Genomic DNA, 24040 nt, shown 5'->3' on the forward strand with positions numbered 1-24040 from the left:
GTATTCGATGCGAAACAACTGCGAGACGGGTTAGCGCCTTCATGATCGGAGAAATCTAGAGCAGGCCAGGTAGGTGGCCTGTGAAAAAGATGTGAAAATTTAGAGAGAGCGTTGACCTGGTTAGTGTTGAGGGTTGTTCAAGGGGGGCTCAAGAGGGTCTGAAACAGTGCGAGTCAGGGGCGATCTCGTTTGAATAAAGCCTGGAATCAACAAAGTCTGGTTTACAGCATCGTCTACGCTGTAGATCACGAAATAATCAGCCTGGCCGTATGGGCTCTTGTTACGCAGCTGAACCAACGCTGTACGACATGCATGCGGCGCAAGAAAACGTTTGGATACCTGAACTTATCTGACTTTTCTGCCTCTCATGCCGGTAGCCACTGATCGCGGCAGCCTGATAAGCTCGCGGCTTTACTCGTTTGCCCTATTGGCGCATGAACAAGGAATTAGTATGAAACAGCATCGGTTGGCGGCGGCGGTAGCCCTGGTAGGTCTGGTACTCGCGGGTTGTGACTCGCATACCAACGTAGAGCTGAAAACCCCGGCGCAAAAAGCTTCTTACGGTATCGGCTTGAACATGGGCAAAAGCCTGGCTCAGGAAGGTATGGATGATCTGGACTCCAAAGCGGTAGCCCAAGGCATCGAAGACGCCGTCGGCAAGAAAGAACAGAAGCTCAAGGATGATGAGCTGGTCGAAGCCTTTGCTGCCCTGCAAAAGCGCGCTGAAGAGCGTATGGCCAAAATGAGCGAAGAGTCGGCAGCCGCCGGCAAGAAATTCCTCGCTGAGAACGGCAAGCGTAAAGAAGTGACCACCACCGCTTCTGGCCTGCAATACGAAATCATCAAGAAAGCCGATGGCCCTCAGCCTAAGCCGACCGACGTAGTGACTGTTCACTACGAAGGCAAGCTGACTGACGGCAAAGTCTTCGACAGCTCCGTTGAACGCGGCAGCCCGATTGATCTGCCGGTAAGCGGCGTGATCCCTGGCTGGGTTGAAGGCCTGCAACTGATGCACGTTGGCGAGAAAATCAAACTCTACATCCCTAGCGACCTGGCCTACGGCGCGCAAAGCCCAAGCCCGACGATCCCTGCCAACTCCGTTCTGGTCTTCGATCTGGAACTGTTGGCGATCAAGGATCCTGCCGCTGCAGCTGCAGAAGCTCCTGAAGAGCCAGCCGCCAAGTAATTGAGCGCACTGGTTTGAGCACAACGCCCCGCATTGACGGGGCGTTGTTGTTTGTGGCGTTTGGAAACGAACGGATCCCCTTTGACGCAGTCGTAATACCGTTGGCTGATTGGCAATCGCGGGTAGATTGTAGGACGATCGATTGCGACCCACTGCAATAGGGTGGGGGTAACTTCAGTCAGGCCCCAAGTCAACGAATTTGTCGTATTTTTAATGTGAGTAAAAAACGCCCGATTTGAGCCAAAGCCCTATAGGGCGGGCGTCTCAGGCCTGAAAACAGGCTCTGTTCACAAGGTTATCCACAACTTGTGTGGATAACATTTTGTACAGCATAGTGGTGACACCTGTTGCAACCTCCGTTGGGAGCGATCATGAAAACACCGTGGAATTTGATTCGTTTTTTGCCCATGGCTCAGCGCTTGCTAAGCCGTGGGCGTTTGCCAGCCTTGATCTTTGCTGTCGCACGCAAGGGCGCCGGGCAGGGTGACCGTTTGGGCAAGCTCAAGGATGACCTGCGCTTGCTGCAGGCTCTGTGCCTGGCCTATTGGCGCGGTGAGTACCGAGCCGTCAGCACCAAGACGATGCTCTCGGTGGTGGCGGGGTTGATGTATTTCCTCAGCCCGTTCGATGCCGTGCCGGACTGGATACCCGGGATCGGCATGCTCGACGACATCGCAGTGCTGGCCTGGGTCATGAAAAGCCTGGAAAGTGAGCTGAATGCCTTTCGGGCGTGGCGAGCCAGGCAGGCACCGGAGAAACTTGCCGTCGTCGAACGATTGCCAGCAACACCGGAGCTCCTTGCGCTAGAGCATCAGAAACCCTGAAACACCCGGATTTATTGGCGTAATCGTCGTTTTGAGTGATCGTCTGTCGATTCAGAGGACGCAAGGTGCCTCTGTCCGCTGTTAAGATATCAACACAGGGAAAAAGCCTACTCGCAAAGTGTTGTAGTCCTACAGGGGGTTGTATGGATCTTCAGATAATTACACGTGATGGAGAGCCAGAGTACGCAGTTTTGCCTTGGGCTCAGTATCAGGCTCTGCTCAAAGCGGCCGGGATCTCGGACACAATCACTCAACACCCGCCGCAACCGCCTGAGGCCGCGCCTGTCGATCATCCCGGCTTTGATCAACTGGGTGCCTTGCGCGCCGCCAAAGGCCTGGAGGTTGCGCAGTTGGCGCGTGCAGTGGGGATCAGTCCGTCGTACCTGGACTTGATCGAAAGTGGCGAGCGACTGCCGGATGCGGCCATTCGCCGAAGCCTGGCCTGGGAATTGGGTGTCCCTGGCTGGGGAGGTGAGTCATGAGTGTGCGCATCAGTCGTCTGCACTGGGAAGGGCTGCTGACTGAGTTGGACCAGGCGCGCCGGCAACGGCACCTGTTGACCTACCGTGCTTTACTTGAGCGGTTGCAACTTCCCAGTCCCGCGATGCTCACCCTCACTGCCGCACTTGAGCACTTGGCAGCGCTGGATGCTCGCGCCGAACAGCCGTTGCGCAGTTCATTGGTCATCAGTCAGGGTGCGAGTCGTTTGCCGCGTACCGGCTTCTTTGAATGCGTCGAACGGCTTGGACGATTCTCGGGCCCTTCCGACGGCGTGGCCGCAGCGTCATGGCATGCGTCTGAAGTGGCGCGGGTCTTTGAGTACAGCTATCCGGAGAGCGTGTGAAACCAAGTCTGTGGCGTTTACGAGCACGATTGAGCTACTTGCTGGCTCGACGGTTATTCCATTGGTCGTGGTTCGTGCAACAACCTCGAGGCTGGCAATGGCTCGAAGGTCAATTCTCGCGTATGGCGAATCTGGGAGATGTTGGCGCTCAGAGCTTCTACGGCCATATCCTGACGTTTCGCGGTCAAGGTTTGGGTGCTCGCGAGGAAGGCGTGCGTCTGTTGCGTCTGGCGGCGTTGGGGGGAGATGGCAAGTCGGCTTACCAGCTCGGCGTGTTGAGCCTGGCGGGTGACACACGCAAGGCCCCTGATGCTGTCGATGCCGCCCAATGGTGGGGCATGGCAGTCGAGGCCAGGCATCCACTGGCGGCCATCAAACTGTCGCAGTTGTACCAACAGGGCGGCCCCGGCTTACCCCCTGATCTGGAGCGCGCCAAAGCGGTTCAGGCCCATACCCGGCAGTTGGGTCTTTAGCTTGCCAGGAGTGCGCCGCAGTCCATTGTGTCGATAACGTGCACGCTGGCACCCGCCACGTTCTTTGCGTGGTGCTTGGCTTGTGACGCCATTTCCGCGAGTTGACTGGCATCCAGATTCGCACAGGCACCGGGGTGCAAGTGGACGACGCCAATGGACAGTGATAACAGTGCGAAGTCCTGACGCTGGCCCTGACGATTGAGGGCCGTGAAACAGCCCGACTCCAGATGCTCGGCCCGGTAGAAGCGCCGACACTGATTCTGAAAATCTTCGAGCAAAAGATTCAGGCGTTTGCGCCAGTCTTCGGAGCCCAGCACCATCAAGAAGTCATCTCCGCCGATGTGTCCGACAAAGTCGCGGCTCGGGTCGATCCGGTCGTTCAGGCACTGCGCCAGGCAGAGCAATACTTCGTCGCCACGTCCGTAGCCATAGATATCGTTGAACGGCTTGAAACTGTCGATATCCACGTAGCAGATCATTGACTCATGGCCCTGTTGCAGCAGGCGGGTCAGGCACTGCTGGATCGGCACGTTTCCGGGCAACAAGGTCAGCGGGTTGGCGTAGCGGGCTTGCTGTATTTTCAGTTCAGTGATCAGTTTCAGCACATCAATCACCCGCCCCAGACCCAGGTAGCAGCCATTGAGGGTGATGATGAAATCCTCTTCGATACGCTGCCGGGCGCGACTGGTCAGCAGGCGGCTGACTTGCTGCAAGGACTGGTTCAGCTCGACAGCAAGAAAGTCGTCGCTCATCAGGCGGCTGATCGGTTTGCGTGCGAACAGGTCTGTAGCGAAAGGCTTTAGCAGGGCCTCGGACAGCGAGTGCCGATGCACGATGCCGCAAGGTTGCGAGTGCTCGTCCAGCACCGCCAAGGAGTTGAGGTTGGCTTGCTTGCGAAAGTATTCGAGGACGGCGGCAGTCGGTGTGGACTGATTGACTGCGGGTTGTTCGTTGAGCAGGGCGCTTAGGTCGCAGGCGTCTTCGTTCAGCGCCGGTGCCGTTGGATCGAGCTTGGGCAGCAGAGCGCGGGCATCACGCGGCGGATGTTCTTGCGGACGGCAGAGCAGATAGCCCTGAACCAGATCCACGCCCATGTCGATCAGCACCGCGAGCTCTTCCGGCAGCTCAATGCCTTCGGCGATCACAATCGCTCTGGAGGCCCTGGCCATTTGCAGCATGGAACCGACGAACTCGCGCTTGACCGCATCCTGATGAATGCCGTCGATAAAGTGTCGATCGATTTTTACGTAGTCCGGGCGCAGTTCCGACCATAGGCGCAGGCTGGAATATCCCGCGCCCAAGTCGTCCATAGCGATGGAAAAACCCATATCCCGATAGTGATGCAGTGCGTTGTACAGCAGCTCGAAATCTTCAGTGGGTGTCTGCTCGGTCAGCTCGATCACCACCTGGCTGGGAGAAATGCCGTAGGCGTTCAGCAATTCCAAGGTGCGACCTGGCGGGTGAGCCGGTTCCAGCAGCGACTCAGGCGAAACGTTGAGGAACAGCTTGCCTTCAAGTTTCTGCTCGCTGAAACGCCGACAGGCACATTCGCGCGCGGCCAGCTCCAGCTCGCTGAGCCGCCCAGCTTGGCGGGCCACTGCGAACAGGCTGATGGGCGAATGCAGGGGACTGTTGGACGGGCCTCGGGTCAAGGCTTCATAGCCGAGAATCCGGCGGTCCGATAGCGACAGTATCGGTTGGAACAAGCTGTGCAAATCGCGGTGAGCCAGGATTGAACTCAGTGCGCTCAGCTGTTCAGTGACGGTCATGGTGATCTCTGCGCAAAAAAAAAGGGGCTGAGCGCACTAGCGCTCAGCCCCTCTATTTCACGACAGATTGATGACTGTTTGATGACTGAACGCCACTAGAGAAAACTAAATGGCCAGCATTTTACGATCACCCATCCTGTCTTTTTACTTCTTTGCGATAGCGGCGTTCAAACTCAGGTAGTCGAGCAGGATGCGCCCGGTTTCGGCCAGGTAGGCGTCATCCTCGGGTTTGGTCTTGTCTTCTACCGGCAGCGCGTCTTCATCTTCTTTCTTCAGCTCTTTGAGCGGCTCTTCACCTTTGGCCTTGCGGCGGGTGTTTTCCAGAACCAGCTGCTTGCCTTCGATGTCGGCGTGTTGAGCGCGACGTTCAGCTTCGTTGAGGCTAACCGTTTTCTCTGCCATCAGCTTCTGCGCCAGGTCCAGACGGTTCTCGATAAAGATGAACTCAGGGTCCTTGGACGAGCGCTCATCATGCCGCGTCTTGAGTTGTGCAAGGAACGGTTTGAACGGATCGACAACAGGCTTGATGGCCGGTCTGATGGTGTCGTACGACATGGCCTCGGGCAGGGCGCTCTCGCCGATTTCCTTGGTGTCGATGATCGACGGGTACGCGATGTCTGGCAGTACACCCTGGTGCTGGGTGCTCTGGCCGGAAACCCGGTAGAACTTGGCCAGCGTCAGTTTCAGTTCGCCATGGTTGAGCGGCTGAATGGTTTGCACGGTGCCTTTACCGAAGGTCTGGCCGCCGATGATCAATGCGCGGTGATAGTCCTGCATGGCGCCGGCGAAAATCTCCGAGGCCGAGGCAGACAGACGGTTGACCAGCAACGCCATCGGGCCTTTGTAGAACGCGCCTTTGGCTTCGTCTTCAAGGACATCGACCTTGCCGTCGCTGTTGCGAACCAGCACGGTAGGGCCCTTGTCGATGAACAGGCTGGTCAATTCCGTGGCTTCCTGCAACGAGCCGCCGCCGTTGTTACGCAGGTCGATGACCACGCCATCGACTTTGTCGGCTTGCAGTTCAGTCAGCAGTTTTTTCACGTCACGCGTGGTGCTCTTGTATTCCGGATCGCCAGCACGATAGGCCTTGAAGTCCAGATAGAACGCCGGAATTTCGATGACGCCGAGTTTGTAGTCGTGGCCATCCTGCTTGAGGTTGAGGATCGACTTCTTCGCCGCCTGTTCTTCAAGCTTGACCGCTTCGCGGGTGATCGCGACGATTTTGCTGGTCTGGTCATTCGGTGCATTGCTGGCTGGAATCACTTCCAGGCGCACGACCGAGCCTTTAGGCCCGCGAATCAGTTTGACCACTTCGTCCAGACGCCAGCCGATCACGTCGACCATCTCTTTGTCGGCCTGGGCAACGCCGATTATCTTGTCCGCCGGGGCGACTTGCTTGGTTTTGGCGGCAGGGCCAGCCGGAACCAGGCGCACGATCTTGACGTTGTCGTTATCGCTCTGCAACACGGCGCCGATGCCTTCCAGCGACAGGCTCATGTTGATGTCGAAGTTTTCCGCGCTGTCGGGCGACAGGTAGTTGGTGTGCGGATCGTAAGACATGGCGAAGGTGTTGATGTAGGCCTGGAACACATCTTCGCTGCGGGTCTGCTCCAGACGCGACAGCTGATTCTTGTAGCGCTTGGTCAGCAGCTCTTGAATCGCTTTGGGTTCCTTGCCGGCAATCCTCAACCGCAGGACTTCATCCTTGACGCGTTTGCGCCACAGATCGTCCAGCTCGGCAGTATTTTTGGCCCACGGGGCATCTTTGCGTTCTACGAGCAAGGTTTCCTGAGCAGTGAAGTCGAACTTGCCGACGCCCTTGTCCAGTTCCGCCAAGGCAAAATTCAGGCGCGATTTGACGCGATCCAGATAGCGCTTGTAGATGGTGAAGCCGGGATTCAGGTCGCCGCTCTTGAGAAAGTCGTCGAACTGCGTGCGCCATTTGTCGAATTCGGTAATATCACCGGCCATGAAGTAGCTACGGGACGGATCCAGCAGCTTCAGATAGCTCTCGTAGATGATGACCGAACGCTTATCGTCCAGCGGCGGCTTGCTGTAGTGATGCCTTTTGAGCAACTCTACAACGTTAAGACTGGCAATGACCTCTTCGCGATCTGGCTGAAGGTTATCCCAGCTATTGGCTGCGAACGTATTGGCGGACAGCGGCAACACGCTGAGGCCAATGAAAAAGGCAAGCGCTGTGCTGGGGAAAAAATGCTTCATGCTGATTCGACGCGGGGACAATTGATAACGCATATTAGGCCGTCTTTGAAGTCGCCGGTTCCGTCGGATCCGGTCGCATAATGCAAAAAGCCCGTGCGTCTATAGCACCGGCTCAGTCCAGACTTACTATGGAGGCACTGTGAAGGCATTGCAAGGCGTTGACGGACATGTGGAATGGGTAGAACAACCCGACCTGACATGTGATGTAGGGCAAGTACGCATTCGGATCGCTGCGGCGGGTCTCAATCGCGCGGATCTATTGCAGCGGGCCGGGCTGTATCCGCCACCGCCGGGAGCCAGTAAAACCCTCGGGATGGAGTGCTCCGGGGTGATCAGCGAAGTCGGCTCGGGTTCGTCCTGGCACGTGGGGGACAGAGTCTGCGCGCTGCTCGCAGGCGGAGGCATGGCTGAAGAGGTCGTAGTCGACGGACGGCATGTGCTGCCGGTTCCCGAGGGCATGTCGTTGCCGGAAGCGGCGGGTATCCCCGAGGTGTATGCCACTGCGTGGCTGAATCTGTTTCAACTGGCTGCATTGAAGCCGGGTGAAAAGGTATTGCTGCACGCCGGAGCAAGTGGTGTTGGTTCAGCTGGCATTCAGCTTTGCAAGGCATTCGGCAACCCGGTCTGGGTGAGCGTCGGCTCTGCCGAGCGTCTGGCGTATTGCGAAGCGTTGGGGGCCCAGGGCGGGGTCGTGCGCAGCGACAACCTGGAAAGCTTGAAAGACCTCGGCCCGTTCGACGTCATTCTCGATCCGGTGGGCGCCAACTACGCGGCCTTGAACATCAAAGTGCTGAACCTTGACGGGCGATTGGTACTGATCGGTCTGATGGGCGGGCGCGAAGCGCAACTGGACCTGGCGCAAGTGCTGGTCAAGCGTGTGCAGATACTGGGATCGACCCTGCGTAGCCGTGATGATCAATTCAAAGCGGATTTGCTCAGTGATCTGAGTCAGCACGTGTGGCCGTTGTTTGTCGAAGGACGCCTCAAGCCGCAACTGGCCAGGACGTTCCCGATCAAAGACGCCGAAGCGGCCTTCGCCGAGCTGGCGACCAATCAGGTGTCAGGCAAACTGGTGTTGGTGATCGACGAAAGTCTGGTCTGATACAGCGTGTGAAGTCATTCGCTTAAGCGGCCTGCCTGCCAGGCCGCTTATTCAGCTATCACTTCCAGCTATGAATCGGCCAGCCGGCCTTTTCTGCATGCTCGCGCAGTACAGGGTCCGGGTTGACGACACGGGGGTATTGGACCTTGAGCAGCAGCGCCATGTCGTTGCGTGAGTCAGAGTAGAAACTGGCGCCTTCCAGCGTCTCGCCTTCGTTTTGCAGCCACTCCAGCAAGCGCGTGACCTTGCCTTCGCGGTAGGTCAGTACGCCCAATGTTGCACCGCTGTAGACGCCATGTTTGACCTCCAGTTCGATCCCCAGTATTTCGTCAATGCCCAGCCGTTCGGCGATGGGTTTGACCAGGTGCGTGCCTGACGCTGAGATCACTAAAATCCGGTCACCGGCCGCTCGATGGGCGGCGATGGCCCGGCAGGCCTCGCTGAAGATGATCGGCTCGATCACGTCTTCGACCCAAGGGCCTACCAGGTGCGCGACCTCTTCCGGCGTGCGCCCGGCCATGGGCTCCAGGCTGAAGGTCATGTACTCCTCCATCGCCAGTTCGCCTGCGCTGTACGCGGCCATCAGCTCATCGTTACGGCGCATGAACGACTCAGCGTCCACCCAGCCGAGGCGACCCATTTGTTCGCTCCACAAGCTGGCACAGTCGCCGTGGATCAAGGTTTCGTCCAAATCAAAAATCGCTAAAGCCATTACTGCTGTCCTCTGAATATTTTGGCTAGGCTACTTCACACAGCGCCGACGGATCGATAGCCAAGGCTACTCGTTGGCCATTTGGGTGCAAGTCGGCGGCTGAACGGTTCAGTACGTCGACCACCAGTTCTACACCTCGGGCTTCGATCCGGTACCGGATCACGTTGCCCAACAGGCTGTGGCTGCGCACTTCGCCGTCCAGGTCGCCGGTCAGGCTCAGCTCGATGGCTTCCGGGCGAATCGCCAGTCGACTGTTGATCGGCCGTTGCAGCAGGCGGCTGGCGCTGTCGGCGTCGAGCAGGTTGTAGTTGCCTATAAAACCGGCGGCAAACACGTCGATCGGCGCGGTGTACAGCGTTTCAGCATCGCCGCTTTGCACGATCCGGCCCTGGTTCATCAGGAAAATCCGGTCTGACATGGTCAGCGCCTCTTCCTGATCGTGGGTCACGAAAATCGTCGTCAGCCCCAATTCACGCTGGATCTGACGAATTTGTTCGCGCAGGTGTTTACGAATCCGTGCATCCAGCGCCGACAGCGGCTCATCGAGCAGCAGCAGGCGTGGTCGGGTCACCAGTGAACGCGCCAGCGCAACCCGTTGGCACTGGCCGCCTGACAGTTGGTGCGGGTAGCGTGCGGCGAAGTCGTTCAGTTCGACCAGTTTCAGTACTTCGGCGACTCGCGTGCGGCTGTCGTCGGCGTTGACCTTTTGCATGCGCAGACCGAATGCGATGTTTTGCTCGACGGTCATGTTGGGGAACAGCGCATAGCTCTGAAACACCATGCCGATGCCGCGCTTCTGCGGGCTGAGCGGGACAATGTCCTGGCCGTCGAGCAGGATCTTGCCGCCATCAACTGCCGTCAGACCGGCGATACAGCGCAGCAGGGTCGATTTGCCGCACCCGGAAGGGCCGAGCAGGGTCACGAACTCGCCTTTCTTGATGTCGCAGTTGATGTCGCTGAACACGGCGGTGCCGGCGTAGCTCTTTTGCAGGTGATCGACGCTGACGAAGCTCATTGGCTTTTGTCCTTGTTCATTAGATTGGCCGCCCAGGTCAGCACCAGCACAAAGAAGAAGTAGGAAACCACCAGCGCACTGGTGAAGTGACCGCTGCTGTTGCGCATGTTGTTCAGGTAGACCTGCAGGGTTTCGTAGCGCGTACCGACCAGGATGTTGGCGAACACGAACTCACCGAACAGGAAGGAGAACGACAGCAACAACGCGACCATCAGGCCTTTGCGCAAGTTTGGCAGCACCACCAGGAACGCGGCCTGCCAGGTGCTGGCACCGAGCAGTTGCGCGGCGTCCATCAGGTCGCGCAGGTTAATCGCTTGCAGGTTGTTGGTAATCGCCCGGTACATAAACGGCAGCGCCACGGTGAAATAGCAGCCGATCAGAATCCACGGCGTGCCAACCATCGCAAAAGGCCCGGACCCATAGAGCTGCAACAGGCCAACGGAGGACACCACGGGAGGCACGGCGAAGGGCAGCAGGATCAGGATATTCATCAGCGCATCAAGCTTGGGGAAGTGGTAATGCACGACGAACAGCAGCGGCAGGATCAGGACCACTGACAGCACCAGGGAGCCGACACATACCAGCAGCGACTGGCCGAATGCATGGAGGAAACGCGGGTCGCTCCACAGCTCTACATACCATTTGACGGTAAAGCCGCTGGGCAGAATAGTTGCCGACCAACTGGTGGCAATCGAGTAAATCAGTGTCCCTGCCAAGGGCAGCAACAGAATGATGAACAGCAGGTACACCACGACGCGGTGGTAGAGGACGGCGGAGCCCGGTTCAGCGCGAGACATGGTAACTCCTCTTCAAAAGCCACTGATGCACGAGGGTCACCAGGGTCATCAGGCCCACCAGCACTACGGCCAGGGCGCTGGCCATATTCGGATCGAGGCTGATGTCGCCTGAAACCATGGCGGCAATACGGATGGGCAGCACGTTGAAGTTGCCTGTGGTCAGGGCGTACACGGTGGCGTAGGCGCCGAGGGCATTGGCCAGCAGAATCACGAAAGTACCGATCAGCGCCGGTGTCAGCACGGGCAGGCCGATATACCGCCAGAACTGCCAGCTGTCGGCCCCGAGCAAGGCCGCGGATTCGCGCCAGTCTTCGCGCAGGGCGTCGAAGGCCGGGTAGAGCAGCAGCACTCCCAATGGAATCTGGAAGTAGGTGTAGAGGATGATCAGCCCGGTTTTGGAATACAGGTTGAAGTCCTCGATGATTCCGGCTTGCTTGAGCATGATCGTGATACTGCCGTTGAACCCCAGCAGGATGATGAAGGCGAAGGCCAGCGGCACACCCGCGAAGTTGCTGGTCATGTTGGCGAAGGCGTTGACGAAGTTACGCAGTCGCGAGTCGACCCGGCGCAGCGAGTAACTGCCGAGCACGGCGATGATGATCCCGAACACGCTGGACCAGAAGCTGATCTCCAGGCTGTGCTGGATCGCTTGCAGGTAGAACCTAGAGCTGAACACTTCAGTAAAATTAGCCAGGCCCCAGCCGTTGTCTTCCGATTGCAGGCTGTGGATCACGACCCAGGCCAGCGGGGCGATCTGGAATACGATGAAAAACACGGCGAAGGGCACCAGACACAGGGCCGCCAGCCATTTGCCTCGGGTGATTGAGTTCATTTTAACAACTCCCGGCATACAGGCTTGTCATGAGGGACGCCGAGCAGTTCGCAGACCGTGCCACACAGATCAGTCTGTTTCGGTTGGGCATTGCTATCGAAACTGAAGGCATCGCCGAGCATGAACAGGGGGACTTCGCGTTCTTCCGGGAGCAGGCCATTGTGCGAGCGGTCGTTGTTCATGCCGTGATCAGCGGTCACCAGCACCTGGTAGCCGGCGTCTAGCCAGCCTTGCAGGTAGTCGGCGAGGATGATGTCGGCAGAGCGCGCACTGTTGCGGTATTGCGGGGTATCGAGGCCGTGCTTGTGCCCGGCGTCGTCAATGTTCATAGGGTGTACCAGCATGAAGTTCGGCGCGTGGCGCAGGCGCAGGCTTTCGGCATCGGCGAACAGGTGTGAATCCGGATAGTGATCGGCGTAGTAGAAGTGCCCGTGCTGGATCGGCAGGTGTGTGTCGTCAGTGTGGCGGTCGCGAGCGGCAACGAACGGTGAGCGGTTATACAGTTCGCTGACCCAGTGATAAGCAGCGGCGGCAGTGCTGAGGCCGGCGTCGGTGGCATAGTGGAACACACTGCGCTGATTCGACAGGCGTGAGACGTTGTTGTGCACGATACCGCTGTCGATCGGTTTCACGCCGGTAAGGATGCACTCGTACAGCGGTCGGGACAGCGACGGTAGTTCGCATTCCAGTCTGTACAGGGCGGCGCGTTCTGCACCTGCGTATGCCTGAAGGTGTCCCATGGCATGTCGGGCGACCTGGTAGTTAAGACCATCGAGCACGACCAGGATGACGTTGTGTTTCATGGGCAAGGCTCCGGGTTCGCGGGTGTATTAGCGCATGAATGCAGCTGTCTGTAGGAGCGCGCTTGCCCGCGATAAGGGCCGTAGGACCTTCTGCGTCTGACAAACCGCCATCGCGGGCAAGCGCGCTCCTACACGTGTGGGGGCGGGCCTGCCTGCGAACAGACGTCTTATTTCATTTCAATGATGACTTGCTCGTTCCACTTTTTCGGCAGGCTTTTCGAGGTTTTTTCCCAGGCATCTGCGTCGGCAATCGGCTTCACGTGTTTGTACTGCTCGTTAGGCAGCAGCTTGGCTTGTACTTCAGCCGGCAGCGTGAGGTGCTCAGCACGAATCGGACGGGCATTGCCCCGCGCCAGGTTGGTCTGGCCGGCATCGCTGAAGATGTATTCGCGCGCCAGTTTGGCGGCGTTCGGGTGTTTGGCGTATTTGTTGATGATGGTGGTATAGCCGGAAATCACCGAGCCATCGGAGGGGATCAGCACTTCATAATCGTCAGGATTGACCATCTTGTCGCGGTAGCTCAGGCCGTTGAAGTCCCAGACCACGCCCACTTCGATTTCGCCTTTTTCCATTGTGGCGATTGTCGGGTTGGACAGCGACAGGCGCCCCTGCTTGGCGATTTCAGCGAACATCAACAGTGCTGGTTCAATATTCTTTTCATCGCCACCTTTGGAAATGGCAGCAGCCAGCACGCCGTTGGCGGCCTGGGCGGCGGTGCTCACGTCACCGATGGAGACCTTGTACTTGCCTTTCTCCAGGTCAGCCCAGGTTTTGGGGGCGTCGGAGCCATGGAGCAATTTCTTGTTGATGATGAACGCGATGGTGCCGGTATAGGCCAGTGCCCAGTTACCGTCTTTGTCTTTCGCCCAATCCGGGATTTGAGCCCAGGTGCTTGGCTTGTACGGCTGGGTCACGCCCTGTTTTACCGCGATAGGACCGAAGGCTGCACCCACATCGCCGATGTCCGCGCTGGCGTTGTCTTTCTCCGCAGCGAATTTAGCGACTTCCTGGGCCGAACTCATGTCGGTGTCGATATGGGTGAGGCCGTAGTTTTTCAGCAGGTCGTCCCAGGTGCCTTTCCAGTTGGCCCAGTTATCGGGCATGCCGACGCTGTTGACCGCACCTTCCGCTTTAGCCGCGGCCTCCAGGGTTTTCAAGTCGGTATCAGCAGCCATGGCTGCTGTGCACAGGGCAATGGTCGAACCTAACAGTGATGCCAGGAAAAGATGTTTCATCCGAAGCTCCTTTTGGGCGTTTTCAACGCTACGTTTTTATCGACGTTAGTGCGGTTGGGTTGGTCTAGGTCAGCAATACCTGAGCCAATTTAAGCCTGCTGAATGACACTTTGATGTCGGCATCACTCCTGCAAGGGTATCCATCAGCTAAGGCAGGTCAGTGCTAGGTAAGCGTAGACCATGGCTAAAATATTGATATTCATCGGTTTTGTTAATCTGGAACAACCGTCTCAGGCTGCGGCTCAGCAGCTTTGTCATTGATCAGTCATGTGCTTTGTCTAGGCTGACCGATACTCACAGGAGCGATATTCATGCTCGGTCCTGCTCATAAACAGCGCTGGACTAGTCCAGATAGGTAACGTTGATGCGCGAAGATGCACCAAAGGCGGTGACAGCCATCGGTCTGGCCTTGCAGGAACAGATTGAGCATGGCTTGTTGCCGGCCAGTAGCAAGCTGCCTGCCGAGCGCAAACTCAGCGAGTTGTTTGGCACCACGCGGATCACCGTGCGTGAAGCGCTGTTGCAGCTGGAGGCCCAGGGGCTGGTTTATCGCGAGGAGCGACGAGGCTGGTTTATCTCGCCGCCGCGTCTGGCTTACGACTTGATGCGCCGCAGCCATTTTCACGCCATGGTCAGTGCTCAGGGACGAGTGCCTTCGACGGAGGTGATTTCAGCGCGTCTGCAGCCCGCGTCGGCGGCGGTATGTGCCTGGTTGCAACTGCCAGCGTTATCCAGCGTGATCCAGATATGTCGCGCGCGGCGCATTGATCAACGACTGGTGTTGTACGTTGAGCACTACCTCAACCCGGAGTTCTTTCCCCAGATACTTGATGTCGATTTGAGCCAGTCGCTGACCGAGTTATACGCCAGCCGTTACGGCTTGCGGTATGGCCAGGTGCGTTTCGAGATGGTGCCGACGGCCTTGCAGGTCGAGGCGGCAGCAGCATTGAAAGTGTCTGTTGGCAGCCCGGGCTTGCGCATTGCCCGGGTCAACTATGATCAGCAAGGCCGTTTGATCGACTGCGACCTTGAGTATTGGCGCCATGATGCGATTCATGTGAGCGCGGTGGTGCCGGGGTAGGGCGCGATTATGTCGTCACGCCTTGCCTGGTAGCGATCATTGCCTTTCCTTGACCGCTCCAACGCCAATCACGCTACCGCCGCCGGTGCTCACCTGCACGCTTAGGCGTGGGGTTGCCAAATCGAGTCCGGCTTCATCCAGATGGCGTTTAAGCGACAAGTTGAAGGCGCGCGAGACTTCCCACTGTTTGATCGGCGCCGTCTTGAAGCGCGCCCGCAGGACTGCGCTGCCGGATTCGAAACTTTCGACCCCCTGAATCTCCAGCGGCGACCATATGTTGCGCCGCTCCAACGGGTCACTGTGCATTTTATGCCCGACCTCACGAACCAGTTTGATCGCGTTGTCGATGTTCATGCTGAACGGAATCGCAATGCGGAAAATCGCATAGCCGAATTCCCGCGAGTAGTTCTGGATGCTTTTGATCTCGCTGAACGGAATGGTGTGGACGATGCCATCGATATCCCTCAAGCGCACCGTGCGGATGGTCAAACCCTCGACCGTGCCCAAATGCCCGCCGACGTCCACGTAGTCGTCGATGGCCAATGAGTCCTCGATGATGATGAACAGGCCGGTGATCAGATCCGCCACCAACGACTGTGCGCCGAAACCGATGGCCAGGCCGATAACCCCGGCACCGGCCAGCAGAGGGGTCACGTTCATGCCCATGTTCGCCAGTGCGACGATCAAGGCGATGATGAAAATCGCCACGAACAGCACGTTGCGGATCAGCGGCATCATGGTTTGCGCCCTGGCATTGGCCAGGCCTTTGCGTGACCGGGTCAAGGCATGATGCACGGCGGTGTCACTGAGGATCCACACCAGCCAGGCGAACAGCAATGTCGCGCCCAGGCTGAACAGCTTGACGCTGACTTCGTGGCCGTCACCCTCGGCGAAACGAATCAGCGACAAGCCCCACACGCGAAGGCCGAGCTCGATGAACAGCAACCAGACCAACAGATGCGCCAGGGTATAGAAGAAGTTTCTCAGTCTGTCCGAATACAGCGCATGACGTTTTTGCCCATGGTATGGCCGTTGCGCATGACGGCGCACCAGGCCATTGATGACCATGCACAGCACCAGCAATACCGCGCAGATCAAGGCCTGACGCAGCGCAGTACTGGTATCGCCAGCAGAGAAGAACGTGGCGAACAGTGACACCGCCACCAGCATCAATGCCGGTACATACCAGAACGAACCCAGGATATAGAGGCTGTCGCTCAAGGCGCGACGGGTCAGGCGACGGGACAGCGGCTGGTTGCGGATCAAGTGGCCGATGGGGCGGCGGAATCGCAGGATGAACAGCCCCGTGGAGATCGCGGCCAGCACGTTGGCCAGGGTTGCTGCGGTGTGCGCCAGGTGCTCGCCCAGACTGGCGATCAGGCGCGGGTCGCTCAACGCCTGGCCGAAGGCGGCAAAGCTGCCGATCAACCACAGCGGGCGAAACGCCTGATGACGCAGGATATACAGGGCTCGGCGGCGATGAGGGCCATCGACAACGGAAAAGGCAATCACGCAAATGGCCGAGAACAGCGTGCCGACCACCAAGGCATACGCCAGCACCATGGCCAAATCCTTGCCCAGCGAAGAGGGCAGGGAATAGCTCAAGTACACCGTGATCACCAGGGCCACCAGCCACGGCCCCAGTTTGCGCAGGGCAAAGCGCAGCATGTCCCAGGTGCGAGGGTGTTGTGGCAGCTCTTCAGGCAGACCAAAGCGCAGGCGCACCCGATGGCTGAGCCAGATCAGCGCGGCAGCCAGCAGGCTCCAGAGCAGTATCACCAGGGCGAAACCGAAGATGACCGGCAGCCATTGGTTGGCGGGCAGCATCAGCCCCCGCAGCTCTTCCTGCGCCAGGCTCAGCTCGTCGGACCACCGTTGAATCGGGCTGTCATCCCCGCTGAACTGCTTCTCGAAACCGGACAGGGTGCTTCCGATTAGCCCGAGCACGCCTTCTTCGGCGGTTGGTTGAGCTTTTTTGGTGGTGTCGCGGAGTTTTTTCAGGTCGTCGAGGAGTTTGGTGCGCTGTTGATCGTTTTCCAGCGTTTTGATCACTTCATCAAGCGATTGCCCAAGAGGTTCCTGCGCTTGCGGCTGGCCTTTCTGCGAGCCACCCAGCGACCCCGGCAGGCTTAGGGCTTGAGCGGCACCAATGGGTATCAAGGCCAGCAGACAGATCAGAAACAGGCGCGGGAGAGCGAACAGTCGGACAAAAACAGGCACTGGGCGGTGAACCTCAAATCAACACAAAAATGCCCGGTGTCATCAGGCAATGACTGGCGAGTGTACGAGTGACGCTTAGGCTTGGCGAGCGCATTGTATAGACGGCGTGTGGCGATGCACGCCACACGCCTCGCGGCTTACACCAGTTTGTCGAGGAGTTTGTAAACCACCGTCCCGAGGATGCAGACCATGCCCAGCCAGAGCAAGAGCACACCGACACCGCGCTCCTGGTAAGAGAAGCCCACACACAGCATGAGCATGCCGGTGACTATCGGTATTAGCATCGAGTGGAACGGATCCATGAGCACTGCACCTGTCTGGTTCGATAGTCTCAGTCTAGGTGGGTTTTTGCAGACGGACCAAGTGATCGTCTTCGCAGGCCAGCCCGCGAAGACGATTTGCCGGATCAAGGCAGTTCGTGGCTGGCGTAGAACGCGGTAAGCACTTTCACCAAATGCGCCAGATCCTGGCTGCCTGCCAGCTCGCGAATCGAGTGCATGGCGAAGGTAGGCAGGCCGATATCGACGGTGCGCACACCCAAGTGGCTGGCTGTAATCGGGCCGGTGGTCGAGCCACAGGCCATGTCGCTGCGTACCACAAAACTTTGTACCGGGACTTCTTCGGCCATGCACAGATGGCGGAAGAAACCGGCGGTTTCGCTGTTGGTCGCGTAGCGCTGGTTGCTGTTGACCTTGATCACCGGGCCGGCGTTGAGTTTCGGACCGTGATTGGCGTCGTGCTTGTCAGCGTAGTTCGGGTGGACGCCGTGGGCGTTGTCGGCCGAGATCAGCAACGATTTTTGAATGGTGCGCACATAGTCATCGCCTTCAGGCAGCAGGCGTTGAAGAATTTGTTCCAGCATCGGACCGTCTGCACCACACGCGGAGCTGGAGCCAACTTCTTCGTGATCAGTGCAGATCAGCAGGCAGGTTTCGTCGGTTTCGGCGGTGAGCAGGGCTTGTACGCCGGCAAAGCACGACAGCAGGTTATCGAGGCGTGCGCCAGCGATGAAATCACCGTGCAGGCCGACGATCGCAGCACTTTGAGTGTCGTAAAAGCTCAGCTCGTAGTCGAGCACCACATCAGCATTCAAGCCGTGTTCGCGGGCCAATTGATCAGTCAGCAGGGCGCGGAAATCTACACGCTCATCGCCTGCCACCTGCGCCAGAATGGGCGGTAACTCGTTCTGGGCGTTGATCGCCCAGCCTTCATTGGCCGTGCGGTTCAAGTGGATCGCCAGATTCGGGATCACGGCGATGGGCAGTTTGAAATCGATCAGCTGGCTTTCGACCTTGCCATCACGGCGGAAGGTCACGCGCCCGGCCAACGATAAATCACGGTCGAACCACGGCGCTAGCAATGCCCCGCCGTAGACCTCGACACCCAGTTGCCAGAAACCCTGGCGCTGTAGCTCGGGCTGCGGCTTGACCCGCAGGCACGGGCTATCGGTATGGGCACCGACCAGGCGGATGCCGCCGTTCAAGGGCGATAGGCGGCCCAGCTTGAAGGCGACAATCGACGAATCATTGCGGGTGACGTAATAGCGCCCGCCAGCCTCGGTGGCCCATGTTTCGCGTTCATCCAAACGTAGATAACCCGCCGCTTCCAGGCGTTGAACAAGGCTGGCGGTGGCATGAAAGGGGGTGGGGGAGGCCTTGAGGAAATCGATCAGGCCTTGGTTCAACTCTTCGCGCATTAGGTTACTCCAGACAGCAGTGGCGCGAGTTTACCGTATCTTGTGACTGACGCCGACCTTGTGGGGATTTGCATGTGCGTCCGGTCCGGATTGCGTGCAATCAAAACGGCGCAGGGCACTCGAAGCGCATCCGCTCACCCGTTTGTGGGTGAGTGAAGCTGAGCATGCTGGCGTGCAGACACAGGCGTGGGTAAGCAGCCAGCGCTTGCGGGTGTGCATACAGCCCGTCGCCCAACAGCGGATGGCCGATGGACAGCATGTGTACGCGCAGTTGGTGTGAGCGACCGGTAATCGGCGTCAACTCGACACGGGAGTAATCACCGCAGCGCTCCAGCACTTTCCAGAATGTCAGTGCGTGCTTGCCGAATTCGTGATCGACCACGTGCCGGGGTTTGGTAGGCGGGTCATAGCGCAGAGGCAAATCGATGCTGCCACTGTCCAGTTCCGGCTGGCCCCAGCACAGGGCGGTGTAGGCTTTTTCAGTTTCACGGTCGTGAAACTGCCGTGACAGCTCGCGGTGTGTGTCTGCGTCGCGGGCCAGCAGGATGATGCCGGAGGTTTCCCAGTCCAGGCGATGGACAATGCGGGCCTCGGGGTAACCGTTTTCCTGCAGGCGGGTAATCAGGCAATCCTTGTTGTCCTCGGCACGGCCGGGAACGGAAAGCAGCAGGGTCGGTTTATCGACCACCAGAACGCCAGCGTCCTGATGAATGATGCGGATGTTCGACAACGGCATGTGCAACGGGCCTCGAAACGCTGGAAACGCCAACGGCGGTATTCAGACCCTTCTGTTCAAAAGGTCCGAAATACCGCCGCAGGCACCCGCCGGATCAACGATCTGGCAGGGTGATATTGAGTTCGAGGATCGAGCAGCTGCCCTGGTTTTCCAGAGCGACATGCACTTGTTCAGACTCGATGTTGACGTATTTACGGATGACTTCAACCAGCTCTTTTTGCAAAGCCGGCAGGTAATCCGGGGTGCTGCGTTGGCCGCGTTCGTGCGCCACGATGATCTGTAGACGCTCTTTCGCTACCGAAGCTGTACTTTCCTTCTTACGGTCACGAAAGAAGTCAAAAATATTCATTCACGGCCTCCAAAGACTCGCTGAAACCATCCCTTTTTCTGCACATCGATGAAACGGTGTGCAACTTCCTTGCCCAGCAAGCGATCCACGGCATCGCTGTACGCCTGACCGGCGTCGCTCTGGTCATCAAGGATGACCGGGATACCCTGGTTAGAGGCTTTCAAGACTGCCTGCGACTCAGGAATCACGCCCAGCAGACGGATCGCAAGAATCTCTTCGACGTCTTCGACGCCAAGCATTTCGCCCTTGGTGACACGCTCTGGGTTGTAGCGGGTCAGCAACAGGTGTTCCTTGATCGGGTCTTCACCCTTCTCGGCACGACGGGACTTGCTCGCCAGCAAGCCGAGCATGCGGTCCGAGTCACGTACCGAAGACACTTCCGGGTTGGTCACAACGATCGCTTCGTCGGCGAAATACATCGCCAGATGCGCGCCTTTCTCGATGCCCGCAGGGGAATCGCAGACCACGTATTCGAAGGTTTCCTTGAGTTCCATCAAAATCTTTTCAACGCCGTCCTGAGTCAGGGCGTCTTTATCACGGGTCTGGCTTGCGGCCAGCACGTAAAGATTTTCCAGGCGTTTGTCTTTGATCAGTGCCTGGGTGAGGGTTGCTTCACCGTTCACGACGTTGACGAAGTCGTAAACCACGCGGCGTTCGCAGCCCATGATCAAGTCAAGATTACGCAAGCCGACGTCGAAGTCGACGATCACTGTTCTGTGGCCGCGCAAAGCGAGACCGGTACCGATAGCGGCGCTGGTGGTGGTCTTACCCACACCACCCTTGCCGGATGTAACCACGAGAATCTTGGCCAAGGTGTTTCACCCCTAGAGGAAAAGGACGGTTAGTCCCTGAAGGGCATCCCTTGAAACGACAACAGTCGAGCAATACTGGAAATCGAGAACCCCTGAATCAGAGGTTTAACCGTTGGGAAACCTTGGCTTTTCCGACTTCCGACTTCTTTTGCTACGTTTTCGCGACGAATCAGGGATGCTTTAAAATGGCGGCAGTATCCGTTAAAGACGGGTGATGTTCAACACTTCACCGGACAGGCTGACCTGTACCCCGGCCCCCCACAGCGGATCTCTGCGCAGGTCTTCGGAAACCTTGTATTGCCCGGCGATCGAGACCAGTTCGGCGCCCAACTGCTGGCAAAAAATCCGTGCCTTGGTATCACCTTTGATCCCGGCCAATGCTCTTCCGCGCATAGGGCCATATACATGGATGTTGCCATCGGCCAGAAGTTCCGCACCGGGACTGACCGGGGCGATGACCACCAGGTCGCAGCCCTGGGCATAAATCTGCTGACCACCACGCACGGGGGAGGTGATGATTTTGGTCGGTTTGAGGGTCGGCTCAGGCGGCTTTTCCGCTTTTTTCTTCGCGGCTTCGCCTTCGACCGGTTCCAGCGGACGTTCCCGTGCACCCGAAGGGGGCAGGACGGGCAGGTCAATAGCGATGGCGGCAGCGATGTCTTCGATGCGGTTGGCACGAATCGCCAGGGTGCGCAGGCCGTGTTGCCGGCACACACGCATCAACGCAGGCAGATCGACCGCGCCTTCGCCAGCGGGCAGCTTGTCCAGGGCCAGCACCAGCGGGGTGTTGCTGAAGAAGTTCGGTGCCAGGGCAACCTTGGCCGCCAACTGGCGATCAAGGCTTTCAAGATTGTTTCGGGCCAGCTCAAGCACGGTAATGGCAAGCATGCTGCCCTTCAGCTGGAACACAGGATCCTGGTCTTGCAATTCGATTTGGCTCATGGTCGGCACAAAGCAGCTTGTCGCTAAAAGTGCCGAGACTTATAACGAGAACGCTCGCTTGTCGCAAGCCAAGCCGAACCGATGTCGCCGAACCGATGTAGAATGCGCGGCCCTTATCTTTACGGAAGCTGTAATGGATCGCCCGCGTTTTCGAGCTTGTTTTCTTCTACCACGTTTCTGGCCGCTATGGCTGGGGCTGGGGCTGCTCTGGCTGATCGTTCAGTTGCCGTTTCGCACACTCATAGCCGTTGGTCGGACGCTGGGTGCGGTGATGTATCGTTTTGCCGGTGACCGTCGGCGTATTGCGTCGCGCAATCTGGAATTGTGCTTCCCTCATCTGTCGAAAGCCGAGCGCAAACAGCTGCTCAAGGAAAATTTCGCTTCCACCGGGATCGCTTTTTTCGAGATGGCCATGAGTTGGTGGTGGTCGCGCCAGCGGTTGGCCAAACTGGCCCATATCGAAGGCCTACAGCACCTCAAACAGGCGCAGTTGGAGGGGCAGGGTGTGATTCTCATGGCGCTGCACTTCACCACGCTGGAAATCGGCGCGGCCTTGCTCGGCCAGCAGCACACCATTGATGGCATGTACCGCGAGCACAAAAACCCGCTGTTCGACTTCATTCAGCGTCGCGGCCGTGAACGCCATAATCTGGATTCCCTCGCCATCGAGCGTGAAGACGTGCGTGGCATGCTCAAGCTGCTGCGCGCTGGCCGGGCCATCTGGTACGCGCCTGATCAGGATTATGGCGCCAAGCAGAGCGTGTTCGTGCCGCTGTTCGGGATTCAGGCGGCGACCGTGACCGCCACCAGCAAGTTCGCTAAGCTGGGTCGTGCTCAAGTGGTGCCGTTTACCCAGCAACGCCTTGCCGACGGCAGTGGTTATCGACTGGTAATTCATCCACCGCTGAGCGATTTCCCCGGCGAAAGCGACGAGGCGGATTGTCTGCGGATCAATCAGTGGGTCGAACGCGCCATCATCGAGTGTCCGTCTCAGTACTTATGGGCGCATCGACGCTTTAAAAGCCGACCAGCGGGCGAGCCGAAGCTGTATAAGAAGCGTGGCTGACACTAAACAGGCTGAATAATAAAAATGCGTTCACGCGTCATAGAAGGGCGGTCATGAGTGCCGCTGAGATCTCTTCCGCAGAGCCGATCACCGGGCTGATTCTTTCCGGGGGCGGTGCACGGGCGGCTTATCAGGTCGGCGTACTGGCCGGGATAGCTGATTTGTTGCCTGCCGGTGCTCCAAATCCGTTCCCGGTGATCGTCGGCACCTCGGCTGGCGCCATCAATGCCGTGAAGTTGGCCAGCGGTGCTTCGCACTTCTGCGCCGCCGTTCACCAATTGACCGAATTCTGGCAGGGCTTTCGCAGTCATCAGGTGCTGCGTAGCGATTGGGCGGGGGTGGTCCATCAAGCCGGCCGCTTCGTCGGCCACCATCTGATGGGCATTGGCTCGCGAGTCCCCGTGGCGTTGCTCAACAGCTCGCCCTTGCGCGACCTGCTCAACGCCCGTCTGGACCTTGGCGGTATCGACCACGCCATCGAAGCCCGGCACCTGCGTGCCGTGGCGGTAACAGCGTTTGGTTATGAGTCTGGACAAGCGGTAACCTTTTATCAAGGCAAGGACTCCATCGACTCCTGGCTGCGTCATCGGCGTATCGGCTTGCCGGCGCAACTGACGGTCGATCATTTACTGGCCAGCTCAGCGATCCCCTTGCTGTTCGCACCGATCAAGATCGAGCAGGAATATTTCGGCGACGGAGCTGTACGTCAATCAGCGCCTATCAGCCCGGCGCTGCACTTGGGCGCGAATCGGGTGCTGGTGGTTGGGGTCAGCGGCAATCCGCGCAGTGTCGAAGTAAAAGGTCCGCTGCACCGGCCAACACGGGGCGCGCAGCCGAGTCTGGCTCAGATTGGCGGGCATATGCTCAACAGCACCTTTATCGACAGCCTGGAAAGCGACATTGAATTGCTGGAACGGCTCAATGAGTTGAGTCATTTATTGTCTCTGCAACAGCCTGTGCGCACGTTGGGTCTGGCACCGGTCGACGTGCTGGTGATTGCGCCCAGTCAGCCGCTGGACGAAATCGCTGCACGTCATCGGCACGAGTTGCCAGCCGCCTTGCGCATGTTCTTGCGCGGGCCGGGCGCAACTAAAACCAGCGGCGCCGGCGTGCTGAGTTACCTGCTGTTCGAAACCGGGTATTGCAGTGAGTTGATCGAACTGGGCCGACGCGATGCCCTGGCCCAGAGTGACCAGTTGAAGCGGTTTTTAAGGCTGGCTTGAGGAAGCGCCCCGGCGGGCGCTTTCACCGTTCAAACCGTCCCCGGCAGAGTCCTCCGGACTGGTAGCAAATGCTACGGGTGCTACCTACCCTCTCGTCGTA

The 24040-nt window shown here is 58.3% G+C and carries 24 protein-coding genes; 9 read left to right on the forward strand and 15 right to left on the reverse strand.

The features are described 5' to 3' along the window. Positions 1 to 451 precede the first annotated feature (451 nt). From bamJ to AC1MEA_RS15205, 5 genes are all read left to right on the forward strand, one after another. Positions 452 to 1186, forward strand: coding sequence for a BamJ family beta-barrel-assembly machinery protein (gene bamJ, locus AC1MEA_RS15185; protein ID WP_219061540.1), 735 nt, complete (start codon positions 452 to 454; stop codon positions 1184 to 1186). Between the two features lie 371 nt (positions 1187 to 1557). Next, complete coding sequence (locus AC1MEA_RS15190; protein WP_219061539.1) at positions 1558 to 2010, forward strand: YkvA family protein; 453 nt, start codon at positions 1558 to 1560, stop codon at positions 2008 to 2010. A 143-nt stretch (positions 2011 to 2153) separates the two neighbouring features. Continuing rightward, positions 2154 to 2492, forward strand: coding sequence for a helix-turn-helix domain-containing protein (locus AC1MEA_RS15195; RefSeq protein WP_480416651.1), 339 nt, complete (start codon positions 2154 to 2156; stop codon positions 2490 to 2492). Beyond that, positions 2489 to 2854, forward strand: a complete 366-nt coding sequence (locus AC1MEA_RS15200) for a hypothetical protein (RefSeq protein WP_219061537.1) — start codon at positions 2489 to 2491, stop codon at positions 2852 to 2854. The genes AC1MEA_RS15195 and AC1MEA_RS15200 overlap by 4 nt, the downstream gene beginning before the upstream one ends. Beyond that, entirely contained in the window at positions 2851 to 3327 is a 477-nt protein-coding gene (locus AC1MEA_RS15205; RefSeq protein WP_449634911.1) for an SEL1-like repeat protein, read from the forward strand. The genes AC1MEA_RS15200 and AC1MEA_RS15205 overlap by 4 nt, the downstream gene beginning before the upstream one ends. On the opposite strand, the gene AC1MEA_RS15210 is transcribed toward AC1MEA_RS15205, so the two are convergent. Together AC1MEA_RS15210 and AC1MEA_RS15215 are read right to left on the reverse strand one after the other, a co-directional pair. Then, complete coding sequence (locus AC1MEA_RS15210; RefSeq protein WP_480416652.1) at positions 3324 to 5096, reverse strand: bifunctional diguanylate cyclase/phosphodiesterase; 1773 nt, start codon at positions 5094 to 5096, stop codon at positions 3324 to 3326. The two genes, AC1MEA_RS15205 and AC1MEA_RS15210, sit on opposite strands and share 4 nt — an antisense overlap. Positions 5097 to 5240: 144 nt before the next feature. Further along, positions 5241 to 7319, reverse strand: a complete 2079-nt coding sequence (locus AC1MEA_RS15215; RefSeq protein ID WP_480416653.1) for a carboxy terminal-processing peptidase — start codon at positions 7317 to 7319, stop codon at positions 5241 to 5243. Positions 7320 to 7458: 139 nt separating this feature from the next. Here AC1MEA_RS15215 and AC1MEA_RS15220 point away from each other — a divergent pair, with 139 nt between their 5' ends. Continuing rightward, a complete protein-coding gene (locus tag AC1MEA_RS15220) occupies positions 7459 to 8421 on the forward strand; it encodes a zinc-binding dehydrogenase (protein WP_219061533.1) in 963 nt (320 codons plus the stop codon). Between the two features lie 58 nt (positions 8422 to 8479). On the opposite strand, the gene AC1MEA_RS15225 is transcribed toward AC1MEA_RS15220, so the two are convergent. From AC1MEA_RS15225 to AC1MEA_RS15250, 6 genes are all read right to left on the reverse strand, one after another. Continuing rightward, positions 8480 to 9133 (reverse strand): HAD family hydrolase, encoded by a 654-nt coding sequence (locus tag AC1MEA_RS15225; protein WP_219061532.1) that lies wholly within the window; start codon positions 9131 to 9133, stop codon positions 8480 to 8482. 25 nt (positions 9134 to 9158) lie between these two features. After that, positions 9159 to 10148: an ABC transporter ATP-binding protein gene (locus AC1MEA_RS15230; RefSeq protein ID WP_480416654.1), complete on the reverse strand. Its 990-nt coding sequence runs from the start codon at positions 10146 to 10148 to the stop codon at positions 9159 to 9161. Continuing rightward, a complete protein-coding gene (locus tag AC1MEA_RS15235; protein ID WP_219061530.1) occupies positions 10145 to 10945 on the reverse strand; it encodes an ABC transporter permease in 801 nt (266 codons plus the stop codon). The genes AC1MEA_RS15230 and AC1MEA_RS15235 overlap by 4 nt, the downstream gene beginning before the upstream one ends. Continuing rightward, a complete protein-coding gene (locus AC1MEA_RS15240) occupies positions 10932 to 11777 on the reverse strand; it encodes an ABC transporter permease (RefSeq protein ID WP_449634916.1) in 846 nt (281 codons plus the stop codon). The genes AC1MEA_RS15235 and AC1MEA_RS15240 overlap by 14 nt, the downstream gene beginning before the upstream one ends. Next, a complete protein-coding gene (locus AC1MEA_RS15245) occupies positions 11774 to 12580 on the reverse strand; it encodes an alkaline phosphatase family protein (RefSeq protein WP_480416655.1) in 807 nt (268 codons plus the stop codon). Before AC1MEA_RS15245 ends, AC1MEA_RS15240 begins: the two co-directional genes overlap by 4 nt. A 167-nt stretch (positions 12581 to 12747) precedes the next feature. Continuing rightward, on the reverse strand, positions 12748 to 13815 hold the full coding sequence (locus AC1MEA_RS15250; RefSeq protein WP_219061527.1) for an ABC transporter substrate-binding protein: 1068 nt from the start codon (positions 13813 to 13815) through the stop codon (positions 12748 to 12750). A gap of 364 nt (positions 13816 to 14179) precedes the next feature. On the opposite strand from AC1MEA_RS15250, the gene AC1MEA_RS15255 reads away from it, so the two are divergent. After that, on the forward strand, positions 14180 to 14896 hold the full coding sequence (locus tag AC1MEA_RS15255) for a UTRA domain-containing protein (RefSeq protein ID WP_219061526.1): 717 nt from the start codon (positions 14180 to 14182) through the stop codon (positions 14894 to 14896). Between the two features lie 36 nt (positions 14897 to 14932). Here AC1MEA_RS15255 and AC1MEA_RS15260 read toward each other — a convergent pair whose 3' ends face one another. The 7 genes from AC1MEA_RS15260 to minC all read right to left on the reverse strand — a co-directional run bounded on the left by AC1MEA_RS15260 (position 14933) and on the right by minC (position 21651). After that, the gene (locus tag AC1MEA_RS15260) at positions 14933 to 17116 is read right to left on the reverse strand and encodes a mechanosensitive ion channel domain-containing protein (RefSeq protein ID WP_480416656.1); all 2184 of its coding nucleotides are present in this window, start codon (positions 17114 to 17116) and stop codon (positions 14933 to 14935) included. 137 nt (positions 17117 to 17253) lie between these two features. Continuing rightward, positions 17254 to 17418, reverse strand: coding sequence for a hypothetical protein (locus AC1MEA_RS15265; protein ID WP_480416657.1), 165 nt, complete (start codon positions 17416 to 17418; stop codon positions 17254 to 17256). A gap of 104 nt (positions 17419 to 17522) precedes the next feature. Then, positions 17523 to 18812 (reverse strand): M18 family aminopeptidase, encoded by a 1290-nt coding sequence (locus AC1MEA_RS15270; protein WP_219061523.1) that lies wholly within the window; start codon positions 18810 to 18812, stop codon positions 17523 to 17525. Positions 18813 to 18912: 100 nt separating this feature from the next. Next, positions 18913 to 19548: an RluA family pseudouridine synthase gene (locus tag AC1MEA_RS15275; RefSeq protein WP_219061522.1), complete on the reverse strand. Its 636-nt coding sequence runs from the start codon at positions 19546 to 19548 to the stop codon at positions 18913 to 18915. Positions 19549 to 19642: 94 nt separating this feature from the next. After that, complete coding sequence (gene minE / locus AC1MEA_RS15280; protein WP_219061521.1) at positions 19643 to 19897, reverse strand: cell division topological specificity factor MinE; 255 nt, start codon at positions 19895 to 19897, stop codon at positions 19643 to 19645. Then, the gene (gene minD, locus AC1MEA_RS15285; protein WP_219061520.1) at positions 19894 to 20709 is read right to left on the reverse strand and encodes a septum site-determining protein MinD; all 816 of its coding nucleotides are present in this window, start codon (positions 20707 to 20709) and stop codon (positions 19894 to 19896) included. Before minD ends, minE begins: the two co-directional genes overlap by 4 nt. Before the next feature lie 201 nt (positions 20710 to 20910). Continuing rightward, complete coding sequence (minC, locus tag AC1MEA_RS15290) at positions 20911 to 21651, reverse strand: septum site-determining protein MinC (RefSeq protein ID WP_219061519.1); 741 nt, start codon at positions 21649 to 21651, stop codon at positions 20911 to 20913. Positions 21652 to 21784: 133 nt separating this feature from the next. Between minC and AC1MEA_RS15295 the strand changes: the two genes are divergently transcribed. Further along, positions 21785 to 22717, forward strand: coding sequence for a lipid A biosynthesis lauroyl acyltransferase (locus AC1MEA_RS15295; protein WP_480416658.1), 933 nt, complete (start codon positions 21785 to 21787; stop codon positions 22715 to 22717). Positions 22718 to 22770: 53 nt separating this feature from the next. Further along, on the forward strand, positions 22771 to 23940 hold the full coding sequence (locus tag AC1MEA_RS15300; RefSeq protein WP_480416659.1) for a patatin-like phospholipase family protein: 1170 nt from the start codon (positions 22771 to 22773) through the stop codon (positions 23938 to 23940). Positions 23941 to 24040: the final 100 nt, after the last annotated feature.

This window comes from Pseudomonas sp. ASL8 (assembly GCF_056680355.1).

What these genes read in the sequence shown, in the direction of transcription:
- bamJ (WP_219061540.1), top strand. Translation starts at nt 452, where the DNA reads ATGAAACAGCATCGGTTGGCGGCGGCGGTAGCCCTGGTAGGTCTGGTA.
- AC1MEA_RS15190 (WP_219061539.1), top strand. Translation starts at nt 1,558, where the DNA reads ATGAAAACACCGTGGAATTTGATTCGTTTTTTGCCCATGGCTCAGCGC.
- AC1MEA_RS15195 (WP_480416651.1), top strand. Translation starts at nt 2,154, where the DNA reads ATGGATCTTCAGATAATTACACGTGATGGAGAGCCAGAGTACGCAGTT.
- AC1MEA_RS15200 (WP_219061537.1), top strand. Translation starts at nt 2,489, where the DNA reads ATGAGTGTGCGCATCAGTCGTCTGCACTGGGAAGGGCTGCTGACTGAG.
- AC1MEA_RS15210 (WP_480416652.1), bottom strand. Translation starts at nt 5,096, where the DNA reads ATGACCGTCACTGAACAGCTGAGCGCACTGAGTTCAATCCTGGCTCAC.
- AC1MEA_RS15215 (WP_480416653.1), bottom strand. Translation starts at nt 7,319, where the DNA reads ATGAAGCATTTTTTCCCCAGCACAGCGCTTGCCTTTTTCATTGGCCTC.
- AC1MEA_RS15225 (WP_219061532.1), bottom strand. Translation starts at nt 9,133, where the DNA reads ATGGCTTTAGCGATTTTTGATTTGGACGAAACCTTGATCCACGGCGAC.
- AC1MEA_RS15230 (WP_480416654.1), bottom strand. Translation starts at nt 10,148, where the DNA reads ATGAGCTTCGTCAGCGTCGATCACCTGCAAAAGAGCTACGCCGGCACC.
- AC1MEA_RS15235 (WP_219061530.1), bottom strand. Translation starts at nt 10,945, where the DNA reads ATGTCTCGCGCTGAACCGGGCTCCGCCGTCCTCTACCACCGCGTCGTG.
- AC1MEA_RS15240 (WP_449634916.1), bottom strand. Translation starts at nt 11,777, where the DNA reads ATGAACTCAATCACCCGAGGCAAATGGCTGGCGGCCCTGTGTCTGGTG.
- AC1MEA_RS15245 (WP_480416655.1), bottom strand. Translation starts at nt 12,580, where the DNA reads ATGAAACACAACGTCATCCTGGTCGTGCTCGATGGTCTTAACTACCAG.
- AC1MEA_RS15250 (WP_219061527.1), bottom strand. Translation starts at nt 13,815, where the DNA reads ATGAAACATCTTTTCCTGGCATCACTGTTAGGTTCGACCATTGCCCTG.
- AC1MEA_RS15255 (WP_219061526.1), top strand. Translation starts at nt 14,180, where the DNA reads ATGCGCGAAGATGCACCAAAGGCGGTGACAGCCATCGGTCTGGCCTTG.
- AC1MEA_RS15265 (WP_480416657.1), bottom strand. Translation starts at nt 17,418, where the DNA reads ATGGATCCGTTCCACTCGATGCTAATACCGATAGTCACCGGCATGCTC.
- AC1MEA_RS15270 (WP_219061523.1), bottom strand. Translation starts at nt 18,812, where the DNA reads ATGCGCGAAGAGTTGAACCAAGGCCTGATCGATTTCCTCAAGGCCTCC.
- AC1MEA_RS15275 (WP_219061522.1), bottom strand. Translation starts at nt 19,548, where the DNA reads ATGCCGTTGTCGAACATCCGCATCATTCATCAGGACGCTGGCGTTCTG.
- minE (WP_219061521.1), bottom strand. Translation starts at nt 19,897, where the DNA reads ATGAATATTTTTGACTTCTTTCGTGACCGTAAGAAGGAAAGTACAGCT.
- minC (WP_219061519.1), bottom strand. Translation starts at nt 21,651, where the DNA reads ATGAGCCAAATCGAATTGCAAGACCAGGATCCTGTGTTCCAGCTGAAG.
- AC1MEA_RS15295 (WP_480416658.1), top strand. Translation starts at nt 21,785, where the DNA reads ATGGATCGCCCGCGTTTTCGAGCTTGTTTTCTTCTACCACGTTTCTGG.
- AC1MEA_RS15300 (WP_480416659.1), top strand. Translation starts at nt 22,771, where the DNA reads ATGAGTGCCGCTGAGATCTCTTCCGCAGAGCCGATCACCGGGCTGATT.